Source organism: Okeania sp. SIO1H4 (assembly GCF_010672695.1).
GTDB classification, from domain to species: domain Bacteria; phylum Cyanobacteriota; class Cyanobacteriia; order Cyanobacteriales; family Microcoleaceae; genus Okeania; species Okeania hirsuta.
Genome location: NZ_JAAHGB010000025.1, coordinates 15,157 through 33,127 on the forward strand (window position 1 = coordinate 15,157; position 17,971 = coordinate 33,127).

Annotated in this window: 18 protein-coding genes; 2 read left to right on the forward strand and 16 right to left on the reverse strand. The window is 40.3% G+C overall.

Annotated elements, in window-relative coordinates; all coding sequences use genetic code 11:
• Positions 1–9: 9 nt before the first annotated feature.
• The 13 genes from F6K06_RS17590 to F6K06_RS17645 form a co-directional block, all read right to left on the reverse strand.
• A complete protein-coding gene (locus tag F6K06_RS17590; RefSeq protein WP_287243895.1) occupies positions 10–1,353 on the reverse strand; it encodes a hypothetical protein in 1,344 nt (447 codons plus the stop codon).
• A 16-nt stretch (positions 1,354–1,369) separates the two neighbouring features.
• Positions 1,370–4,807, reverse strand: coding sequence for a putative baseplate assembly protein (locus F6K06_RS17595; RefSeq protein WP_287243894.1), 3,438 nt, complete (start codon positions 4,805–4,807; stop codon positions 1,370–1,372).
• On the reverse strand, positions 4,807–5,211 hold the full coding sequence (locus tag F6K06_RS17600) for a GPW/gp25 family protein (protein ID WP_287243893.1): 405 nt from the start codon (positions 5,209–5,211) through the stop codon (positions 4,807–4,809). The genes F6K06_RS17595 and F6K06_RS17600 overlap by 1 nt, the downstream gene beginning before the upstream one ends.
• 10 nt (positions 5,212–5,221) lie before the next feature.
• The gene (locus F6K06_RS17605) at positions 5,222–5,611 is read right to left on the reverse strand and encodes a PAAR domain-containing protein (RefSeq protein WP_287243891.1); all 390 of its coding nucleotides are present in this window, start codon (positions 5,609–5,611) and stop codon (positions 5,222–5,224) included.
• 98 nt (positions 5,612–5,709) lie between these two features.
• Entirely contained in the window at positions 5,710–6,357 is a 648-nt protein-coding gene (locus tag F6K06_RS17610; protein WP_287243890.1) for a phage baseplate assembly protein V, read from the reverse strand.
• On the reverse strand, positions 6,354–7,427 hold the full coding sequence (locus F6K06_RS17615) for a phage late control D family protein (protein WP_287243889.1): 1,074 nt from the start codon (positions 7,425–7,427) through the stop codon (positions 6,354–6,356). The genes F6K06_RS17610 and F6K06_RS17615 overlap by 4 nt, the downstream gene beginning before the upstream one ends.
• 360 nt (positions 7,428–7,787) lie before the next feature.
• Entirely contained in the window at positions 7,788–8,495 is a 708-nt protein-coding gene (locus F6K06_RS17620; protein ID WP_124154262.1) for a LysM peptidoglycan-binding domain-containing protein, read from the reverse strand.
• Complete coding sequence (locus tag F6K06_RS17625) at positions 8,489–10,384, reverse strand: hypothetical protein (RefSeq protein ID WP_287243888.1); 1,896 nt, start codon at positions 10,382–10,384, stop codon at positions 8,489–8,491. Before F6K06_RS17625 ends, F6K06_RS17620 begins: the two co-directional genes overlap by 7 nt.
• Before the next feature lie 457 nt (positions 10,385–10,841).
• Positions 10,842–11,030, reverse strand: a complete 189-nt coding sequence (locus tag F6K06_RS34055) for a DUF6760 family protein (protein ID WP_353734946.1) — start codon at positions 11,028–11,030, stop codon at positions 10,842–10,844.
• Positions 11,015–11,413, reverse strand: a complete 399-nt coding sequence (locus tag F6K06_RS17630) for a phage tail assembly protein (protein ID WP_353734891.1) — start codon at positions 11,411–11,413, stop codon at positions 11,015–11,017. The genes F6K06_RS34055 and F6K06_RS17630 overlap by 16 nt, the downstream gene beginning before the upstream one ends.
• A 42-nt stretch (positions 11,414–11,455) precedes the next feature.
• Positions 11,456–11,881: a phage tail protein gene (locus F6K06_RS17635; protein ID WP_287243887.1), complete on the reverse strand. Its 426-nt coding sequence runs from the start codon at positions 11,879–11,881 to the stop codon at positions 11,456–11,458.
• Between the two features lie 35 nt (positions 11,882–11,916).
• Entirely contained in the window at positions 11,917–13,176 is a 1,260-nt protein-coding gene (locus F6K06_RS17640) for a phage tail sheath subtilisin-like domain-containing protein (protein WP_287243886.1), read from the reverse strand.
• A gap of 28 nt (positions 13,177–13,204) precedes the next feature.
• Positions 13,205–14,077 (reverse strand): Pvc16 family protein, encoded by an 873-nt coding sequence (locus tag F6K06_RS17645; protein WP_287243885.1) that lies wholly within the window; start codon positions 14,075–14,077, stop codon positions 13,205–13,207.
• 496 nt (positions 14,078–14,573) lie between these two features.
• Here F6K06_RS17645 and F6K06_RS17650 point away from each other — a divergent pair, with 496 nt between their 5' ends.
• Positions 14,574–14,714 carry a hypothetical protein gene (locus F6K06_RS17650; protein WP_161564557.1) on the forward strand — a complete coding sequence of 47 codons (141 nt, stop codon included), beginning with the start codon at positions 14,574–14,576 and terminating at the stop codon, positions 14,712–14,714.
• A gap of 344 nt (positions 14,715–15,058) precedes the next feature.
• On the opposite strand, the gene F6K06_RS17655 is transcribed toward F6K06_RS17650, so the two are convergent.
• The gene (locus F6K06_RS17655; RefSeq protein ID WP_275670383.1) at positions 15,059–15,184 is read right to left on the reverse strand and encodes a hypothetical protein; all 126 of its coding nucleotides are present in this window, start codon (positions 15,182–15,184) and stop codon (positions 15,059–15,061) included.
• Between the two features lie 243 nt (positions 15,185–15,427).
• Between F6K06_RS17655 and F6K06_RS17660 the strand changes: the two genes are divergently transcribed.
• Positions 15,428–15,694 carry a hypothetical protein gene (locus F6K06_RS17660; protein ID WP_124145280.1) on the forward strand — a complete coding sequence of 89 codons (267 nt, stop codon included), beginning with the start codon at positions 15,428–15,430 and terminating at the stop codon, positions 15,692–15,694.
• Between the two features lie 219 nt (positions 15,695–15,913).
• Here the strand turns inward: F6K06_RS17660 and phnE are convergent, their stop codons facing one another.
• Positions 15,914–16,756 carry a phosphonate ABC transporter, permease protein PhnE gene (gene phnE / locus F6K06_RS17665; protein ID WP_205127384.1) on the reverse strand — a complete coding sequence of 281 codons (843 nt, stop codon included), beginning with the start codon at positions 16,754–16,756 and terminating at the stop codon, positions 15,914–15,916.
• Between the two features lie 369 nt (positions 16,757–17,125).
• Positions 17,126–17,920, reverse strand: coding sequence for a phosphonate ABC transporter ATP-binding protein (phnC, locus tag F6K06_RS17670; protein WP_124145281.1), 795 nt, complete (start codon positions 17,918–17,920; stop codon positions 17,126–17,128).
• Positions 17,921–17,971: the final 51 nt, after the last annotated feature.

Sequence of the window (17,971 nt, forward strand, 5' to 3'; positions counted from 1 at the left end):
AAATTGGTATTACTCTGATTTTATCGGTGATTCTGTGATTAAATCAATCTCTGCTTCAACCAGTTCATGGGACTTAATTTGTATCCCAATGAGTTCTTCGTTAACATTGCGGATGAGACGTTCAGGTTCACCACTTACCAATTCATCAATTAACTGAACTTCATCAAGTTCCTGTTGTGTTTCTACCTCCTGAGTTTTTTTGACATAATCGACTCCAGATACGCCATCAAGTAGTTCATAAATTTCTGAGATATAAACATTACGACCAAAAGGCCATCCTTTTCCTTCGGTTCCTCCTCTTAACGGATCGAAAAAATCTTCTAGAGTTTTGAAGGCTTTTGATTGAACCTCTGCTTCTGCTACATCCTGGTTCAGAAACACAGTTAACTGAACGCGAATTTTGACATAGCGTGCTTCAACAACATGAACAGCAGTAGTCAATAAACGCCTGGGTTCAAGATAGTCTTTGACAACCTGTTTCAAGTTATGTTGAATCTGAATTCGTAATACTTGTGCAACTTGACTAGGGTTGGTCTCAGTTGAAACTCTTAACCAATATCGTGTTGTACCATTTATATCAATTTGTTCCCAGTTATCAGGAACATTAAACTGAATTAAACCATTTTCATTCCAATTGGATGTTTGGTCTGTTAGAGAGTGAAGTTCAAAGGTCATCTCTACCCATTCCGAGCCATTAAAATACTCAATTTTGAGTTGGTAATTTGTGCCTGGTGTTCCAAACCGGAACTCAACAGAGCGAAATGTTGTTGTTAATCCCAAATAGAGAAAATGCTCGGGAGCGCTATTGAGTTCTAAGGGTGTTTCATTGTTTACTTGTGTTGTCTGGGTGTAGTCTGTATAAGTTCCATCAAAGAAGAAAATCTGAGGAGCGATCGCTATACCAGGAACAATAATCATGCTAATATGTCCGGGACTTTCTCCATACTGATTCAGGGGGTCTAATTCCAAATTGCGCTTTGGTACGCAATGAGTTCGAGCTATTCTAGAATCTGCTTCTTTTGCTAATTCTTCAAAATCCTGGCAGGTGACGGCACGATACCGCTGGCGTACTCCTAAAACTGCCAATCCTACTTCTTCTTGTAAATCTCTAGTCTGCTCCCAACTAGGTCCGTTGAGCAATTTCAAAAACATCCGCATATTATCATCTGTAACTCGATTTTGCCGATAAAGCAGCATTTCTGTTAAATAGGCAAACAGCTCAATTAGAGTAATCCCTGGATCGGAAGGATTATGATTAGTCCATTCTGGTGCATAGGTGGGAATCATACTCAGCGCTTCTTGCACTAAATCATCATAAGTCCGGTCATCAAGATTAGATAATTCTATTGGCATAACAATTAATTCCTCCTCAAGATTCAACAAATGTTAAACTAATCTCATGGTTGCCGGAATACACTAAAAAGCGACCTGTCTGTTTAGCACCTGTTAGTTCTTCCATTTCATCCACCTCCAAATTACGAATATGATCGACTCCAGCTATCCCCTCCAGAAGTCGGTAAAAATCAGATTTGTAGGGTTCGCGACCAAAATCCCAACCCATCCCCTCAAAACCACCAGTTAGAGGATGCAGAAAACTAGCTAATTTTTGTTCCACTGCTTGTGATACCTGACTGCCTCCTTCTAGGGAGATTAAAGCAACTTCTACAGTAATACTGACACGGACATAGAGAGGACCTACTACCGAGATATTAACTGTTGGTGAAGCATGAGTTTCCAGGTAGTCTTGGACACGGTTAATTAACTCTAAACTGGGCAAGGGTTTAGCTTCAGTTGAGCGGGGTACAATAATCACGCTGACTGCTCCCAATAATTCTCCGGTATCTAGGGGGTTGACTTTTAAATTTGTAAGTGGTATGCACTTGGCTCTAATAACTTCTGGTGAAGCCAGTTTGGCCAAGTCTTCGTAATCTTCTAGGGTGACAGCACGCTGACGATGACGAATTTCCCTCGGTGCGCGTTCGATGAGGGAGTTGAGGGTTTCTGCCTCTGCACCTCCTGCTGCTGCTTGATGGTTAATTACTTTGTCCACATAGGGGACTGTGGTTTTGAGTTGGACAATCGACCCAACGGCTTTGTTTCCGGCTTTTCCACCGCCTGTTTGATAGCGATTCATACGGATATTGCCTCTACCAGGGGGAGGAATTAATCCATTACGCCCATCGCCGAAAGTAATTTTTCCGGTAAGGTTGTCAAGTACATAATGGCGATCGCGGGTTCCTGACTGATAAAAATCTTTGACTTGGTGCCAACGTACCCAGATTTCTTTAGGTCTTCCGGTTGCGTCAGTGATAGAAGTAATAGCATCTTCTCCTTCTTCAAAAACAATTTTTTGCTGTTCTTGAATAGAAGGTATTTCTCGTTCCCGAACTTCGAGTTGTTGACCTGCTAAAATTGGTTGCTTAGTTGTTTGAAACTTTTGATTTTCATTCCCATCACTAGAGCCAAGAATTTCTTTTTGAATAGTCAATGTTTGGACTGCCATTGTGGTGTTAAGTAAGACTCGTTTTAGTCTAGGTTCAACTTCGTATTCACCACTTAACCATTGAACTCTCAGCCAATAACGGGGAGATAAATTAAAGTCTTTTCTTAATGCAAAATCTGATGGTGGGAGAAATTCAATTAAACCCGGACGGGTAAAGTTTTCTGTTTCATCTCTTACTGTCAGGTTTCCCCATTTTTTGCCATTCCAGTATTGCCAAGATAGTTTTATTTGCTCATTCTTCGGCAATTCTTGACCTACAAAAGTCTCAATTGTTGCATTATAAATAATTGATGAATTATTAACTTGCCTAAGTTGTAAAAAGCAGCGATCGCTACTATCTAATTCAGCTTCATCTGGAATTTCTACGCTTACTTCTACCTCCTGTACCGAATCAGCTTCTACTTCTAATGAATCCTGCACATTAGTATCCCAATTCATTCCCAAAATAGTCAATTCAAATTGCACTGATTCAGAGGTATTATTAGTTAGCCAAAACTTATGAGTAACTGTTGAATTAGCTGCTCCAATTATTCGACTTTTAGTAGGGGAAAGTGGCACTAATTTTTCTCCATATTTCACATCAGCCATACTGTTAAATAAGCTAATAGTACGATTGGGAAAATCTGTTCGGCCAGGGGGTAAAGTAAAGCCAAAATAGCAAGCTGGTTTATCAGTTTCTGTTTTCTGAAAAGGAATTAAAGGTTTGGGAAAAACTTGATTCTGGTTATCAATACGTTGAATTAGGTTATCTGAATAAACTGTGTCATTATAGGTCAAAATAATTTCTGGTTTTTCTTGTTTTGTTAATGTATAGTTAACCGTAATTGAGTCAATCAAAGGTGGAGCAAAAGTTGCCTCAATAAATCGATATCCTTGTGATTCTCGTGCTAGTGATGACTCTCGAATAGATTCTCGTGCTAGTGATGGCTCTGTCGCAGATGTGGCAATGTTCTGGTAGCGAACTTCTCTACCATAGTTACCAGAAATAATTCTCACACGAATCCAAAAATCTTTGATTCCGTTAACAGTTGTTGGATAAGGTTTTTCAAATAAGTTAAACTTTACATGACCTTTTTGAGTAAAAGCCCGGGTGGTATCTTCAAATCCAGCTTCTTCTTCAGCAGTTGTTAATTCTTTCCACTGTTTACCATTCCAAAATTCCCATTTTAGTTTGAGATTTTTAGAGGCTTTTGTGGGTTTAACAAATTCTTCTTCATTATCTTCTGATGCTGGATTAGTTAAATTTATCTGAATAGTAATGTCAGCATTTTGTTGAGAAAAAGCTTGATTATTTGCTAAATAAAAGGTATCTCCAAACTTTGGTTTTTCACCAAAAGGAAAGAAATCTTTAGTTACATCTACTGGTAATTGATTGGCAAATGCAGTTTCAATTAATAAGTCAATAGAACTAATTCTGGCCTCAAGTTTAATATCCTCAATTTCTGGCAGTTCACTAGCAGATACCATATCAGTTGCAGATTCATCGGCAAGACTAATAGGAGTTAATAAACGGCAACGTAGCCAACGATTAGTAACTGAATTAACTGTAGTTAAGGGAACAGCATTAATATTGGTAAATTCAATTTCGCGATTTTCTCCACTTTGAGTGAAACCTTGAGTCCCATCATTCCTCGGTGTAATTTCCTCCCAATTAGCTTCATCTTCAGTTTCCTGCAAAATTTGCCATTTTATCTCCCCTCCTTCACCAAGAGCTTTTGATAAATTAATCTTGAACTTGAGACTTTCAATTTTAGGAAATCCCAAAAGTTTGCTATGTCCAATATATAAAATGTGTTCAATAGCTTGATTTCCCCGAAAAATAGGAACGCCCAGTAATTCAGGAGTAGTAAGAATTGAACTGGACTCAGTATACAGGTCTTGTTGTGGATCGCGCACAAAAATAGACTCTAATTTTGCTGCACTTACCACTAATTCCCGTTCCGTTTCAAAAATTACGGGGTCTTTTTCGCCTTCTGCTGGGGGTGCAGCAACTTGCGTCCTTTTTGGTACTACTGCATCAACCGTCGTTCCAGCAGCTAATAAAAATGTCAGAGGTACTCGTGCTGGTTGGGGTGGTAAGCGAGAAGCTCCTAATAAATCCAAAAATGCTAAGAAATTTTTATCTGGAACTTGATTTAGCCTTTCAATAATAATCTCGGAAAAACGAGCAAATATATTAACTAATGCTGCCCTAGTTCCTTGAATTGGTTTATTTTCTCCTGTATATTGTTCCAGAAGTTCCTGCACCTGAGCAGCAATATCCTCTGCGGTGCGTCCATCTATTTTGGGCGCTAGTTTCCCCATTAACTTCCACCTCCTTCTAGATAAAACGGATAAACTAAGTTAAAAACGTTATTAGTTGCCCGTACTTGATAATCTATAGTAACCAGCATCTTCTCCCTCTCTTGATTTGATGGAGATTGGACTCGCACATCTAAGACATCAATACGAGGTTCAAATAACAGCAACGCTTCCTGAACAGCTTGGGATACTTTGCCAGCAGTGGACGGTGAGTTAGGCTCAAAAACTAAGTCGTAAATGCTACAACCAAAGTCAGGGCGCATAACTCGCTCACCTTTGGCAGTACCAAGGATAATTAAGATTGACTGGCGTACACTCTCCTCATATTCAGCAAGTTGGAAATCTCCCTCCGCATCTAAACTGACTGGAAATCCCACACCTACACCTAAAAATGGTTTAGACATCATGCCCTCCGTTTCATCCAATAAAAACTGTACTGACTGCCACTACTTGACCCACTGGTGTATCTACAGGATCGTTACAAGTTTCAGCAGTATCTCCATTCCTGGCTGCTGATTTACCGTTGATATTCACCGTTGGGCTACCAATTTTGACCGTGCCTTTATTAGCCGGGGGATTTTGAAAGCCAGTCCCTGGAGGTGTCGGAATATGAGGTGGAGTATTGTCAGCAGTGCTATCTACAGTTGCTGCTGGCATTCCCATAATATTGATATCACTGCTGAGGTTGCCGTTGATAATACCAGAAAAAGGATGAGGTAAGGGAGTCGGTGTTCCTGACGGTGTTATGACAATGTGAGTATCAACTGCAATAATTTGGTCGCCTTGTTTTGCTGCTGGTTGTCCCATAGACATCTCCAATAATAAAAAATAAAATCAATTATCCTACATAAATTCTCAATTCTTTTCATCCTGGGAGGGGGGGTCCCTACTCTACTCCCTCTTTACTAATTGAGATTAATAGTTTGACCTTTAAGATTCATGGTGCTGCTAGCTTGAATATCCACTCCTGCGTCAGCTTTAATTTTTGTCTCTGCTGCAGATTTGATTTCAATATTCTGTGCTTCTAGCTTAATATTGCCTTGTGCTGCTGATAAAGTTATGTCTCCATCGGAGGTAATAGCAATCGTGTTAGTAGCAGTATCAAAAACAATGCTGTTTTTTTCTGTTTTATCAACAATTTCAATAGTTTCTTTACCCTCTTTATCATTGAGACGGATTACATGACCGCTACGAGATTTGATGACTCGGATATTATTGTTGCCATCTTCATTACTGGCGGGAGGTTTATCCTGACCATTCCATAAAAACCCGATAATATAAGGAAAACGCACATCCCCATGTTCAAAAACTACTAAAACTTCCTCATCTACTTCTGGCAAAAAATAAATACCTCTTTCATTTCCTGCCATTGGTGCAGCTATTCGCGCCCAGTCACTTTCATCTTCATCACTCAACCAGGGAAATTTCACTTTGACTCTCCCTAGTCCTTCTGGGTCTTCATTATTGGTAACTACACCAACCACAACACCATAAATACGAGAGGCGATCGCTTCTCTTTGTTCATTATCCGTCAATAGGTCAAATAACCTCATACTGAGTTCCTCCGAACTGTAAAATGAGTGCGATATCCAGATTGTGCTTGATAACGATTCACAGTAGCAGTAACATAATACTGACCGCTAAAGCGTCTCCCTATCCCATCAATTTTGATCGTCTTGCCTGGCCGTAAATCTGTACGTCCCCAACAAACTCCTTCACCAGTAATTAATGTCAGTGCGAGATTATTGAAACGAGCTTTGGCAAATTGATCTGCTTCTGCTTGAGTTAAAACTGGGCGATCGCTGATTCTAGCAACTGCTGTACCGAAAGCATCTTCAACAATTGCAGCACCGCTATTTTGTCCCCCCATAGTTGAAACCTCATCCCCTACTCTTGCCTGTCCGACAATTTCTTGCTTTTCTTTAGGATTCCAGCCTCGCACTGTTAACTCACTAACTTGACCCATAGAAGACAGACGGGGATAAAATTCCATCAAGTCATCATCAAAGCTAAGTGTTAAAATTTCACTTTCTGCATTGCCTACAGGTCGGAAAAATAGAGTTTTATCTTCAACGACTACCTCATAGTTAATCCGCTTTGCCCTCTCTTGCAAAAACTCAATGTCCGTTTGGGACCCTTGTAAAATATAATCATGCACCACTTGGCTATCTTCAACTTGAGCAGTGAGTCCTGCATCCTGGGCAATTTGGGTAGCAATATCACTATCTTTTTGCTGGACAAAAGTTTTGGTCTTGCGACCTCGCTGGAGACGATGGCGACGATCATAGCCACGCACAGTTAAACTAGGTAGGCGATCGAAGGCGAATTCTGGTTCTATACCCGTAATTTCACCAATAATCAGGGTCTCTAAATCATTAGCATAGCCAAGTTTAACTTCAACGACATTGCCAATGGCAAAAAGTTCTTCGTCATCAATCCAGATAGTTTCTTCTTCCTGGCTATCTGAACCTGTAAGTTCCAGTGTAAACATTCCAGGTAAGTTAACATCATGGTCAACGGTAAGGCGTTGGACGTGCAATTTTGCTTCAACAGGCAAAGGTGAGCTGTTGATAATAATCTCAAAATTAGGAACAAGAGGGCTTTCGCGATTAGCAACTGGCATAGATTATTTCCTTCATATAGAATCCGGTTATATAGAAGCCATTTGATATCTTTGCATGCGGTACGGTTTTTTTTCGCAAAGGAGTCATTTCAGTTATCAGTTATCAGTACCTCCTACTAAAGTACGAGGCTTGAAATACTGAATCAACTTTTTTTCATCCCCTTGTAGAGCGACAGCTCGTGGCGCAGCCAAGGGGAGGCTTGAGACCTTATTTCTTGGTTAGGAATCAACCCACCGCTAACCCCTCCTGGGAGGGGAAGTCCGGAGATTGATAAATAAAAGATATTTCCATCTCCCTATCTCCCTATCTTCCTATCCCCCCATCCCAACTATATAACAAGTATTCAACCGGATTTGATATCAACCCAGTTTTGGAATAGTTAAGGTGCGACCAATCTGCATTTCTAGATTGCGTGGATCGTCAAGCTGATTGGCTTCAGCAATAATCCGCCATAGTTTAGGATTTCTGTAAACTTGGGCTGCTATACTACTTAAAGTATCACCACGCTTGATAATACGGGTGGTCAGTTCAGGATCGGTGTGCCGTTTGTCTACTAACGGAGCTAGAAATTCTAAGAAACTAACGCTCAAATTTGCTCTCAGGGGTTTTCCATTGCCTTTAAAAAGCGTAAAATTTTGCGTCAAACTGGTAATTACGCCAATAAAGGGGAAATCAGAACCTACAGGAGCCTCACCCCAGGCCACTTCGCAAACTCGCGGATGAGCTTCGTCTCGCTCAATCCGAGTTAGAGCTACAATTTTATTAGTTTCTTGTCGCACATCCTCCCCATTAACTGCTTCAGTCACGTCGAAAAATAATTCCAAAGTGAGCTGACGACTGCCACCGCCTTTAAATTCCACAGTGGGCGCATTAACTTGTCTTTGAGTGTTTGTTCCTTGTCCACTGGAATTTTCCGGTGGTCCCCAGTTGACGGATTTAGTGATAGAATAAGCTTCTGGATTAAATTGCACTGAAATTGCCTTTTTCAGCAACCTGTTGTACTGTTCCCCCTGCTTTTCTAAAGGAGTAATTGTCAATTTTGCTAATTTTTGTTGTCCTATTACCATTTCCCAATCCCCCGACGTTCCCTTTCTACTGCAAGTTGACGACCCAGAATCCTACTTACTTGTTCAGCAACTTTGGCGACATCTACCGATGCCCCTGATGCTGTTTCTGGAGCAGACATTGGCGTTGTAGAATTTCCGTCCATTGCCAACTGAACTGTAGAATTATCTACTGTATTAGTTGTTTGACGAGCGAGGACACCATGAGTATTTATGGGAGTTATTGCTAGAGGTAGAGCAATTTTCTCACTATAAGGATTTTTGGTGGATAATCCCTCATTAGCTTGTAAAGCATCGGTGCTTTTGAGCCAAACCATGTTTAACTCAGAACTAGGGTTACTGGCGATCGATGGTTCTGGCGATCGTTGTAAAGGTAAGTTTGATTTTTGTCCCTGTAAGGATAAAGGCCGAGATTGAGAAAGGTCAGTCTTTGGTACGATTGAAGTTAGGTTAAAATCTTCTGGTTTAGTTTGAATAATCCCTTTAACTAGAGGTAGATTAGTTTTTGGCTGGGTCCCAGTTACTAAACTATTGGGATTAACAGAAGTATCCGCTTTCCTTTGAACCGTACTTGTCGATAATTTAGTAGCTCGGGTAAGAGGCAAATCCTGATTCTGTTTAAAGTTAGGTTCAACTTCAACCCTAGCTCCTAGATTGCTGGCATTAACTTCTGAAACAGTTGCTTTGCGACTAATCCGAAAATTATCAGTGGATAGCTCCTCATTTGCTTTAGTTTGAATAATCCCTTTAACCAGAGGTAGATTAGTTTTTGGCTGGGTTGCAGTTACTAAACTGTTGGGATTAACAGAAGTATCTGCTTTCCTTTGAACCGTACTTGCCGATAATTGGTTAGTAGCTTTGGGAAGAGGCAAATCCAGCTCCTGTTTAAAGTTAGGTTCAGCTTCAACCCTCGCTCCTAGATTACTGGCATTAACTTCTGAAACAGTTGCTTTGCGACTAATCCGAAAATTACCAGATGTCTCAGGGGAAGCAGGTAGGGAAGCTCTACTGGTTTGAAGTTGAGTTTCAGTTACTGTAGGATGAGAATTTGAATGAGTATCTACTTGCCGTTTTCCAGAATCAGTCTTTGGTACGATTGAAGTTAGGTTAAAATCTTCTGCTTTAGTTTGAATAATCCCTTTAACCAGAGGTAGATTAGTTTTTGGCTGGGTTGCAGTTACTAAACTATTGGGATTAACAGAAGTATCTGCTTTTGTTTGAACCGTACTTGTCGATAATTGGTTAGTAGCTTGGTTAAGAGGCAAATCCTGATTCTGTTTAAAGTTAGGTTCAGCTTCAACCTTAGCTCCTAGATTGCTGACATTAACTTCTGAAACAGTTGCTTTGCGACTAATCCGAAATGGTCGGTTTGTTTCTCCCCTACTTGTCTTCACAACAGAAGTGTCAGATTGTGGTTTTTTTTCCACTGGCTTTGTCATTACCGTTGCTTTCTGGGTTATAGATGGCTGCAGGGGATTTGTGTGATATCTGCCTAATTTATTAGTGCTTCTCCCTTGAATCTCCCTACTATTCTGAAACTGCCTTGATTGAGGCGGTATAGAACGTTGAACCATTTCTCCCATTGCTGAGTGAGCGTCAGGAGTTGCTGGAAATTGCTCATTAAGAACCTCCGCTGATTCCGTGCGCTGTCGCTGCAGACGTTGAATTATTGATGTAGGTTGCAAAACTCCAGAGCCATAGCGGAATTTTACCTGTTCCGGTAACCCTAACCTTTGTACAAGTCGTCCAGCTATTCCTTGAGTAGCTTGGTAATGGCAATGTAGCTGCTGGGTATTAATTACCCCAGCAGGTTCAACCACTCGTCGCTGTATACGTTTGCCCAAGGTTAGACTGCTTGAATTATTAGAAGGGTGTAAAGGATAATCTTCCATCTATCTTAAAGTACCAATAGTAATATTATCAAAACTTACGCAAAGGCAATATATATAGAGTATTGCTTAGTTACGCTAGCACTAACACGCCCTACTGGACTGGCACACCTAAAAATGTAGGTTGGGTTGAACGATAGTGTTAGCGGAGCTTCCCGGAGGGAAACCCAACAAAACCTTGCCAATGTTGGGTTTCGTCCCTCAACCCAACCTACGCCTTAGCCTTTAGGTAAAATCTATCTGCCCAGCTCCTGATCAAGCTAAAATGGTGCGTTACGATGGATTGTTAAATGCCTTTCACAGTCTAAATTTTGGCCGTCTAACACGCCCTACTGGACTGGCACACCTAAAAATGTAGGTTGGGTTGAACGATAGTGTTAGCGGAGCTTCCCGGAGGGAAACCCAACAAAACCTTGCCAATGTTGGGTTTCGTCCCTCAACCCAACCTACGCCTAATGCACTACTCCCCCAGCCCCTGGCTCAAGTGGGCATTCAAACGCCTATTAATCTGGGCAACTTCCTCAACCCACCGTCTCCTTTCCCTGTGTTCCATTACCATGATTGATTCATAGTGCCAATGGAAGTGATATGCCAGATAGGCTACCTCCTGATGGAGTTGGTCTAGGGGGTAGCCTAAAATTCCCCCGATAGATCCAACTCCACAGCAAAATCCTTTTCACAGTGAGGACAGATAATTTGGATTGATCGCGTTCCATTGCCATTAATGCGATTGTACAAATCCTGTAGATAGGATAAGTCAGAAGCGAATAACCCTTCAATCACTTTAGGATTAATCGCTTCTACAGAACCTAGTCTAGTTATAACTCGAGATAGCAGAATGACAATTAAGTAGGCTGGGTTAGATTGTACGCGAGGGTCTTTCAGGGGTATAATTTCATCGGCAGCAGTTGCCAATCGCATTATCCCTTCCCGATGTAAAGTGCCTTCTTTGTCCACATAACCTGCTGGTAATGTAAATTCATACTCAGTTTGCAGCATAGCTGTTTGCTCAGGAATACTCAGATTAGTCATTTCAAATCCGTTTTTCATCAAAAATTTTGTTTTCCCATCACCTTATGCTCGCACCAGAAGTTCACAAACCATAGTTAGGGTCACAACGGCAAATTCACTTCCCTTCGCATCCAAACCAGGTGCTTCATACTTACTAGCCCAAGCCTGGAAAAAGTTCCAGCGCACTTTCTCCTGTCCTGTATCATCAAGCACAATGATAGAACCATTTTTACGTTCAATTTGTCCATTGACTGCAGCTAAGTGCCAATCATAGAGTTCACGGGAATCAGTTAGTCCCCATTTGAGGGAAATGTCAGGGTAACTCGCTTTCCCTCGCAGCTTACGCACTGTAGCGTCGTCTCCACCTTCACGATATTCAACGACTTCTACCTCAGAACCAAAACCACTACACTCAGAAAATCCTGCCTGAACAATGCCATCAATCTCCACTAGGAAACGATAGTTTTTATACGGATCAACTCTTGGCATGACTAAATCTCCTTTTTAGTTGGTTCAACAGATGACTACTCGCCAGCCGTTTGCTGGATGCGGAAGATGACAAATTCCGCTGGCTTGACAATTGCTACCCCAATCAGGGTGACTACTTGTCCTAACTCCCTGACTTCTTTGGGATTAGTTTCTGCGTCACATTTAACGAAGAAAGCTTTATCGGGTGTTTCTCCAAACAAGGCTCCACTGCGCCATTCATTTAATAGGAAGTCCCCTACTGTTCGTTTAATTCGTTGCCATAGTCCTAAATTATTGGGTTCAAAGACAGCAAACTGGGTTCCCTCATCAATAGACTCCCGTAAGTAGTTCAAATAGCGGCGGGTGCTAATGTACTTATTTTCTCCGTTGTCTTCGCCTCCTAGGGTGCGGGCTCCCCAGACTTTGATATTGCCTTTAAAAGAGCGAATGATATTAATTCCCAGAGGATTTAAACCGTCTTGGTCTGCTTTCGTGAGGTTGTATTCTAAATCTAAAGCACCTCGAATTACTTCATTAGCTGGTGCTTTAAAGACACCCCTTTCTCCATCTACTCGTGAGTAAACCCCAGCCAAGTGTCCACTAGGAGGCAGAATTATACTGCCATTACTTGATGGATCTAAAATTTGTTTGGCAGGGTCAAAAACCTTGATCCAGGGGAAGTAAAGAGCAGCATAGTTACTATCTCTGGTATTACCTTTAATGCTGTCTCGGTCAATAGGGTCAGGATTTTGTTGGCCATCAAGAATAGCAAATCGGTCTTTGAGGTTTTCACAGTGTCCTATGACAGCTTCTTGTTCTGCTTGGCTAATGATGCCAGGAATAGCCACCATGGTAATTTCGTCAATGGCGGCAAAAGTATTGAGGGCAGCAGCTAACTCTGTATTACCATTAATACGGATGACATAGCACCTAGTTCCACCATTATTGAAGAAACCGTAAACTGCTTGGGCAAAACGACTCCAGCTATTAAGTGAAGCAGTATCAAAACTAGATTCTTCTACATCTGTGAGATTGTCAAGAGTCTTATCCCCAGCTAAGTCAGCAAATGTGCTAACAAACTGACTCCAATTAGTCACCAACTTTGCTATTCCGGCATCGGGAAGAGTCTTTTCTTCCACTTTGAGGGTGACAGTGGTAGTACCATTTGTAGTAGTTTCAACACGCTCGGCAGGAAGTTGGATACTTTGGGGTACAATCCCGATAAATCCAGCTATACTGGTAGCGACTCCGGCAATAGGTCGAGATGAGGGAGGAACTTCTTCAACATAGACTCCGGGGGAAAGATACTGTGGCATATTATTTTCTCCTTGATGATTAAGAAAATTATTGTGGTAACTCCACGTTGTAATTACTTTCTGTGTTTTCTATTGGAATAGTAATATTAACCTCCTGTACTAAATCTTCCAACTGCACCCTCAAGGTATAAGCACCAGCAGGAATTGCCCCTATGCTGTACTGTCCATTTCCATCAGTGGCTGCAGTAAGATTAGGCTCAACTAAAATAACTTTTGCACCTACCACAGGTTGATTTTCGGTATCCGTAACTTCTCCACCAATGCGGAAAAATCTTTGTTCGGTGCCTGGCACAAGTTGTTCTGAGGATGGTGAAAGTTTCTGACCTAATTGTAAATCTTGAGTAATGACAATGGGGGTTGGTTCGGGTTCAAACAGTTCCTTCATAGAAACGGTTACTGTAACTGTAATTGAAGGACGCAATTGATTACCCAACGCCGTCCAAAGTTCAGCCACACTTTGCACTCCATCGACTTGAGCTGTTACCAATGGTAAGGGTGGTTCTTGCCCTGCCAGTCGGGTACTTTCTAAAAAAGGTATTTCTGGAATAGTTGGATAGCCTGAGAATACTTGCAGTACTTGGCTAAGTAATCGGTGTTCTTGCAGGGGTAATTCTTCCCCACCAACTGGCCAAGCTGTAACCAAATAAGAACAGGCTATGCGCTTTGGTGGATTATGAATAATTGCCTGTCCATTGCGCCGCTCAATAGTCGGTTCATTACTGCGCAGTTCCAGGTGTTCCCGAATGTCGTAAAGAAATAAATTAACAGTGGTTTGCCCAGGACTAAAAGTTTCTGATGGACGCTCAAAGGAAATTTGGGCTTCCGCCAATTCTGGAAACCTGGACGATAGTCTCGAATCTTCCAAAATCCTTCTCAAAACTTGACTCAGATCGCGAATCATTTTGACTTACCTCGTTAGACTTTATGAGCAGCCATGCACCATAATGTGACTTTCATAGCCTAGAAGCTTTCTGCCAACTACATCTTTTGTAGTTTTGAGGTTAACTTTTACTCACAGTTTTAATGAGTAGTCCCAAATACTGTAAGAATAGAATAAATTTTTTAGTTTTTAACCCTGATATGTATAATATTAACATCTTAACTTAAATATTAGAGACTGTTTGTAAAGTTTTGTAATAGAGTTGTCGCTAAATAAAGGGAAAAAATCACTCTAACCTAGACAGAGCAATAATTCCCAGCATTTTTGCCCTCCAATAGCTACAATCCTTACAGAACAAGGTTTTTGGGGGATTTTTAAGTTATAAAGCGACAAGTCTAATATACAATGATTGACCTTTAAACTGTAACAACTTGGTTATTTATCCCAGATTTATAGGCTGAAATACCCAATTTGCCAGGGGTAAAAACACTTCATAATTCGGTGGTGGTGCATAGTAATGGTAGAGAGAGTGTGGGGAGATGGGGACCCACCCCTAACCCCTCCCAGGAGGGGAGTATGGGGAGATGGGGGGATGGGGAGTATGGGAGAAATTAAAAAATATATATCTTCACCAAAACCCATGCAGGACTACCCATAATTCTTTACAAACAACCTCTTAGGATCTTAACTTAAATGTGGGTGCTCCCATGGTGTATTTTTTACTTCTAACAGCTTTTCTAGTTTTCCCACTCGATCAAGGGCGTTGCACAGTGACAAATGATTTTAGATTTTTGATGAACAGGATTTTGGATTAATCAATTGCTAAAATAGACATCTGATAAAAATCCAAAATAAAATCAATTCTCACACATAAATTATCAATTATTTCCCCTCCCCCTCCTGGGAGGGGCGAGGGGTGGGTTCCCTACTGCCTACAGCAAAGCTGCCTACTGCCTCTTTTTGGAGATTTTTACTCAAAGTCTAAACTAATTTTTGGCCTAATCATTCCATAATGTGCAAACCCCGATCAAGTGTGATCCAAGGTGTAATAGTTGATTCATGGCGACCTAGTAGCTTGGACAGTTCTGGGCGAGTCGATACTAGACTGGTTTTTAGCCAGTAAATCATCTGTATTCGTTCTCGTTCTCTAGCTGTTATTGATTTACCTAAATGCTTTTCAAGTTCGGAAACTGTTTGATTAATTTTAACTTTTAAGGGACGAGCTATAAATAGAAACCGCGATCGCTCTATAGTTTTCTTGACTGTTATAGGTTTTGTTGCACTAATATCCTGAAACTCTTACAGGGCAGCACTTTCTCATTTATAGATTTTCTTGATTAACCCTTGTTTTATAATGCTTATAGCACTTTCATGCAACAAAGCCACTATTATATTTTAATTAACTTATTTTCCCAAACAGAAGATTTTCCCGTAGCGTTATTGCGTGGGGGTAAAGGTTTACCGGAAGGGGGTTGGGAAGAAGTTAGACAAGAAGCGCAAGCGAAAATTCAAGCGGGGCGCGATGTTAATATTAAGACTAATACTGCTGGGCGTGATATAGATAGGGGAGATAAAATAGATATCGATCTTTCTGGCAGCAGCGGAGTCACAATTCATGGAGGTATCGGTTCAAAATAAAACAAGCTAGTCGTAGGTTGGGTTGCTCACACGGATTATGCCACGGATATACGGATTAAGAGGAAAATTGCAAACACAGGCTAGTCGTAGGTTGGGTTGAGGAACCCGAAACCCAACAAATTACAGCGCTTTTCCAATTGATGAACCATATTGTCATAACCAAAATCCTGTAGGGGCGATTCGCGAATCGCCCCTACGGCCCGACTCCTCCCTCGTTATCTACACTAACCAATTTCTTAATTTTGCTGATAATAAATCAATTATTGAAGTTGCCAAGATTAAAATAATTAAAATTGCACAAACTTTTTGATACAAAAACGAACCAAAACTTTGATAAAGAGAAACTCCTATACCACCTGCACCTACTATTCCTAACACGGAGGCAGAACGAACATTTGATTCAAAACGATACAAGACGAAGGAAGTCCATAAAGGCATTACTTGAGGAATTACTCCAAAGATAATCTCTTGAATTTTACTAGCACCCGTAGCACGAATACCCTCAACGGGACCAGGTTCAATAGACTCCACTGCTTCAGAAAAAAGTTTTCCTAAAGTACCTGCTGTATGTACAAATAAAGCTAAAACACCAGCAAAGGGACCTAAACCAACAGCTACTACAAATATTAGAGCAAATACCACTTCATTAATTGCCCGCATGGCGTCTAAAATTCGACGTATAGGCTGTACAATCCAAATTGGACTCATATTTTCTGATGCCAAAATCGAAAATGGAACGGCGAAAATCGCGGCTAAAATAGTTCCCCAAAGACCCATTGAAATAGTAATTATTGTGTCTTCTAAATAAATTTTCCAATCGGAAAAATCAGGGGGAAAATATGACTGAATATACTCAACCATATTACCGCTTTTTTGGAATAAAGTTAAAAAATTTATTTCACTTTGTAGAGCAGAAAAAACTAGAACAGTCGCAGCACCCAATACAAACATTATGCGAGTATTAGTAACTCGTTTCTTTTCTTGGGCTAACATTTCTATAACTGCTGGAGTAGCTATAATAGTTTTATCAATACGGTTAAAATTATTAGTTATTTTGTTCATTTTTATTTATAGCAATCCTATTTTATTTGTGTATAACAATCTTACCGCTTTTAGGGAACAGGGAACAGGGAACAGGGAACAGGTAGGAGTTTCAGTTTTTTTATCTACTTTTTGATTTGTCACAACTCATTTAGGATTGCTATATATCTTTCTACACAGAAAATTAAGTTCTAATTTTGTTTCTTTTGGGTTTAATACCATGTTCAGATAATTAGCGATCAAAAACTTTCTCCCTTTTAACTTCTTAATTCTTTATTCTTAATTCTTTATTCTTAATTCTTGCTTTTGACTTCACATGGCTTTTAACTTCTTAATTCTTAATTCTTACTTTTGACTTATTTTCACACCCTTGAATATTTGATAAATTAACTATACTAATTCTCCATGACCTTTCAATATTAATTCTTCTGCCGCTGCACCATAAAGTTCGTCTAGTTTACGATCGCTCAGATTAACTGTTGGATCGTCAAATACAACTTCTCCATCTCTCAGAGCAATAGTACGTTCAAAATACCGACGTACCATTTGAACTTGATGTAGAGAAGTAACAATAGTAATATTATTTTCTCGGTTGAGTTTGCATAATAATTCCATTATCTTCCGAGCAGACTCCGGGTCTAGAGAAGCTATGGGTTCATCTGCTAGAATAATTTTAGCTCCCTGTACTAAACAACGAGCGATCGCTACCCGTTGTTGTTGTCCTCCAGAAAGTTGGGCAGCTTTTTTATAAGCTTGTTCTAAAATTCCTACTCTTTCCAATGCAGCAAGTGCCTGTATTTTTTGCTCTTTTGTAAATAGACGTAGTGCCGAATTTACAAGAGACATTTGCCCCAAGTTTCCCACTAAAACGTTGTCTATTACTGTTAGTCGCTTGACCAAATTAAATTGCTGAAAAATACAACCTATTTGGCAACGTAATTTTCTAATATGTGAGTGAAAAATGCCATCTGTTTGTAAAGCTGTACCAAATATGTAAATGGTACCTTGATCTCCATGCTCTAAACCATTTATCAGTCGTAGTAAAGTAGATTTTCCCGAACCAGAAGCACCAACTAAACCTACCATTTCTCCTGCTTCAACACAGATATTAACTTGCTGCAAAGCAGGTTTTCCTTTAAATTTTTTATCAAGATTCTTAACTTCTATAGCGCTGTATTTAGACATTTATATTATAAATTATTAACAAAACTAATATATATTAGAGCTTGTAGGTTA

Coding starts and splice junctions, on each gene's coding strand:
- F6K06_RS17595 (WP_287243894.1), bottom strand. CDS start 4,807: ATGGGGAAACTAGCGCCCAAAATAGATGGACGCACCGCAGAGGATATT.
- F6K06_RS17615 (WP_287243889.1), bottom strand. CDS start 7,427: ATGCCAGTTGCTAATCGCGAAAGCCCTCTTGTTCCTAATTTTGAGATT.
- F6K06_RS17620 (WP_124154262.1), bottom strand. CDS start 8,495: ATGGTAATAGGACAACAAAAATTAGCAAAATTGACAATTACTCCTTTA.
- F6K06_RS17600 (WP_287243893.1), bottom strand. CDS start 5,211: ATGATGTCTAAACCATTTTTAGGTGTAGGTGTGGGATTTCCAGTCAGT.
- phnC (WP_124145281.1), bottom strand. CDS start 17,920: ATGTCTAAATACAGCGCTATAGAAGTTAAGAATCTTGATAAAAAATTT.
- F6K06_RS17660 (WP_124145280.1), top strand. CDS start 15,428: ATGCAACAAAGCCACTATTATATTTTAATTAACTTATTTTCCCAAACA.
- F6K06_RS17630 (WP_353734891.1), bottom strand. CDS start 11,413: ATGACTAATCTGAGTATTCCTGAGCAAACAGCTATGCTGCAAACTGAG.
- F6K06_RS17605 (WP_287243891.1), bottom strand. CDS start 5,611: ATGGGACAACCAGCAGCAAAACAAGGCGACCAAATTATTGCAGTTGAT.
- F6K06_RS17655 (WP_275670383.1), bottom strand. CDS start 15,184: ATGATTTACTGGCTAAAAACCAGTCTAGTATCGACTCGCCCAGAACTG.
- phnE (WP_205127384.1), bottom strand. CDS start 16,756: ATGAACAAAATAACTAATAATTTTAACCGTATTGATAAAACTATTATA.
- F6K06_RS17640 (WP_287243886.1), bottom strand. CDS start 13,176: ATGCCACAGTATCTTTCCCCCGGAGTCTATGTTGAAGAAGTTCCTCCC.
- F6K06_RS17650 (WP_161564557.1), top strand. CDS start 14,574: ATGGTAGAGAGAGTGTGGGGAGATGGGGACCCACCCCTAACCCCTCCC.
- F6K06_RS17610 (WP_287243890.1), bottom strand. CDS start 6,357: ATGAGGTTATTTGACCTATTGACGGATAATGAACAAAGAGAAGCGATC.
- F6K06_RS17590 (WP_287243895.1), bottom strand. CDS start 1,353: ATGCCAATAGAATTATCTAATCTTGATGACCGGACTTATGATGATTTA.
- F6K06_RS17625 (WP_287243888.1), bottom strand. CDS start 10,384: ATGGAAGATTATCCTTTACACCCTTCTAATAATTCAAGCAGTCTAACC.
- F6K06_RS17645 (WP_287243885.1), bottom strand. CDS start 14,077: ATGATTCGCGATCTGAGTCAAGTTTTGAGAAGGATTTTGGAAGATTCG.
- F6K06_RS17635 (WP_287243887.1), bottom strand. CDS start 11,881: ATGCCAAGAGTTGATCCGTATAAAAACTATCGTTTCCTAGTGGAGATT.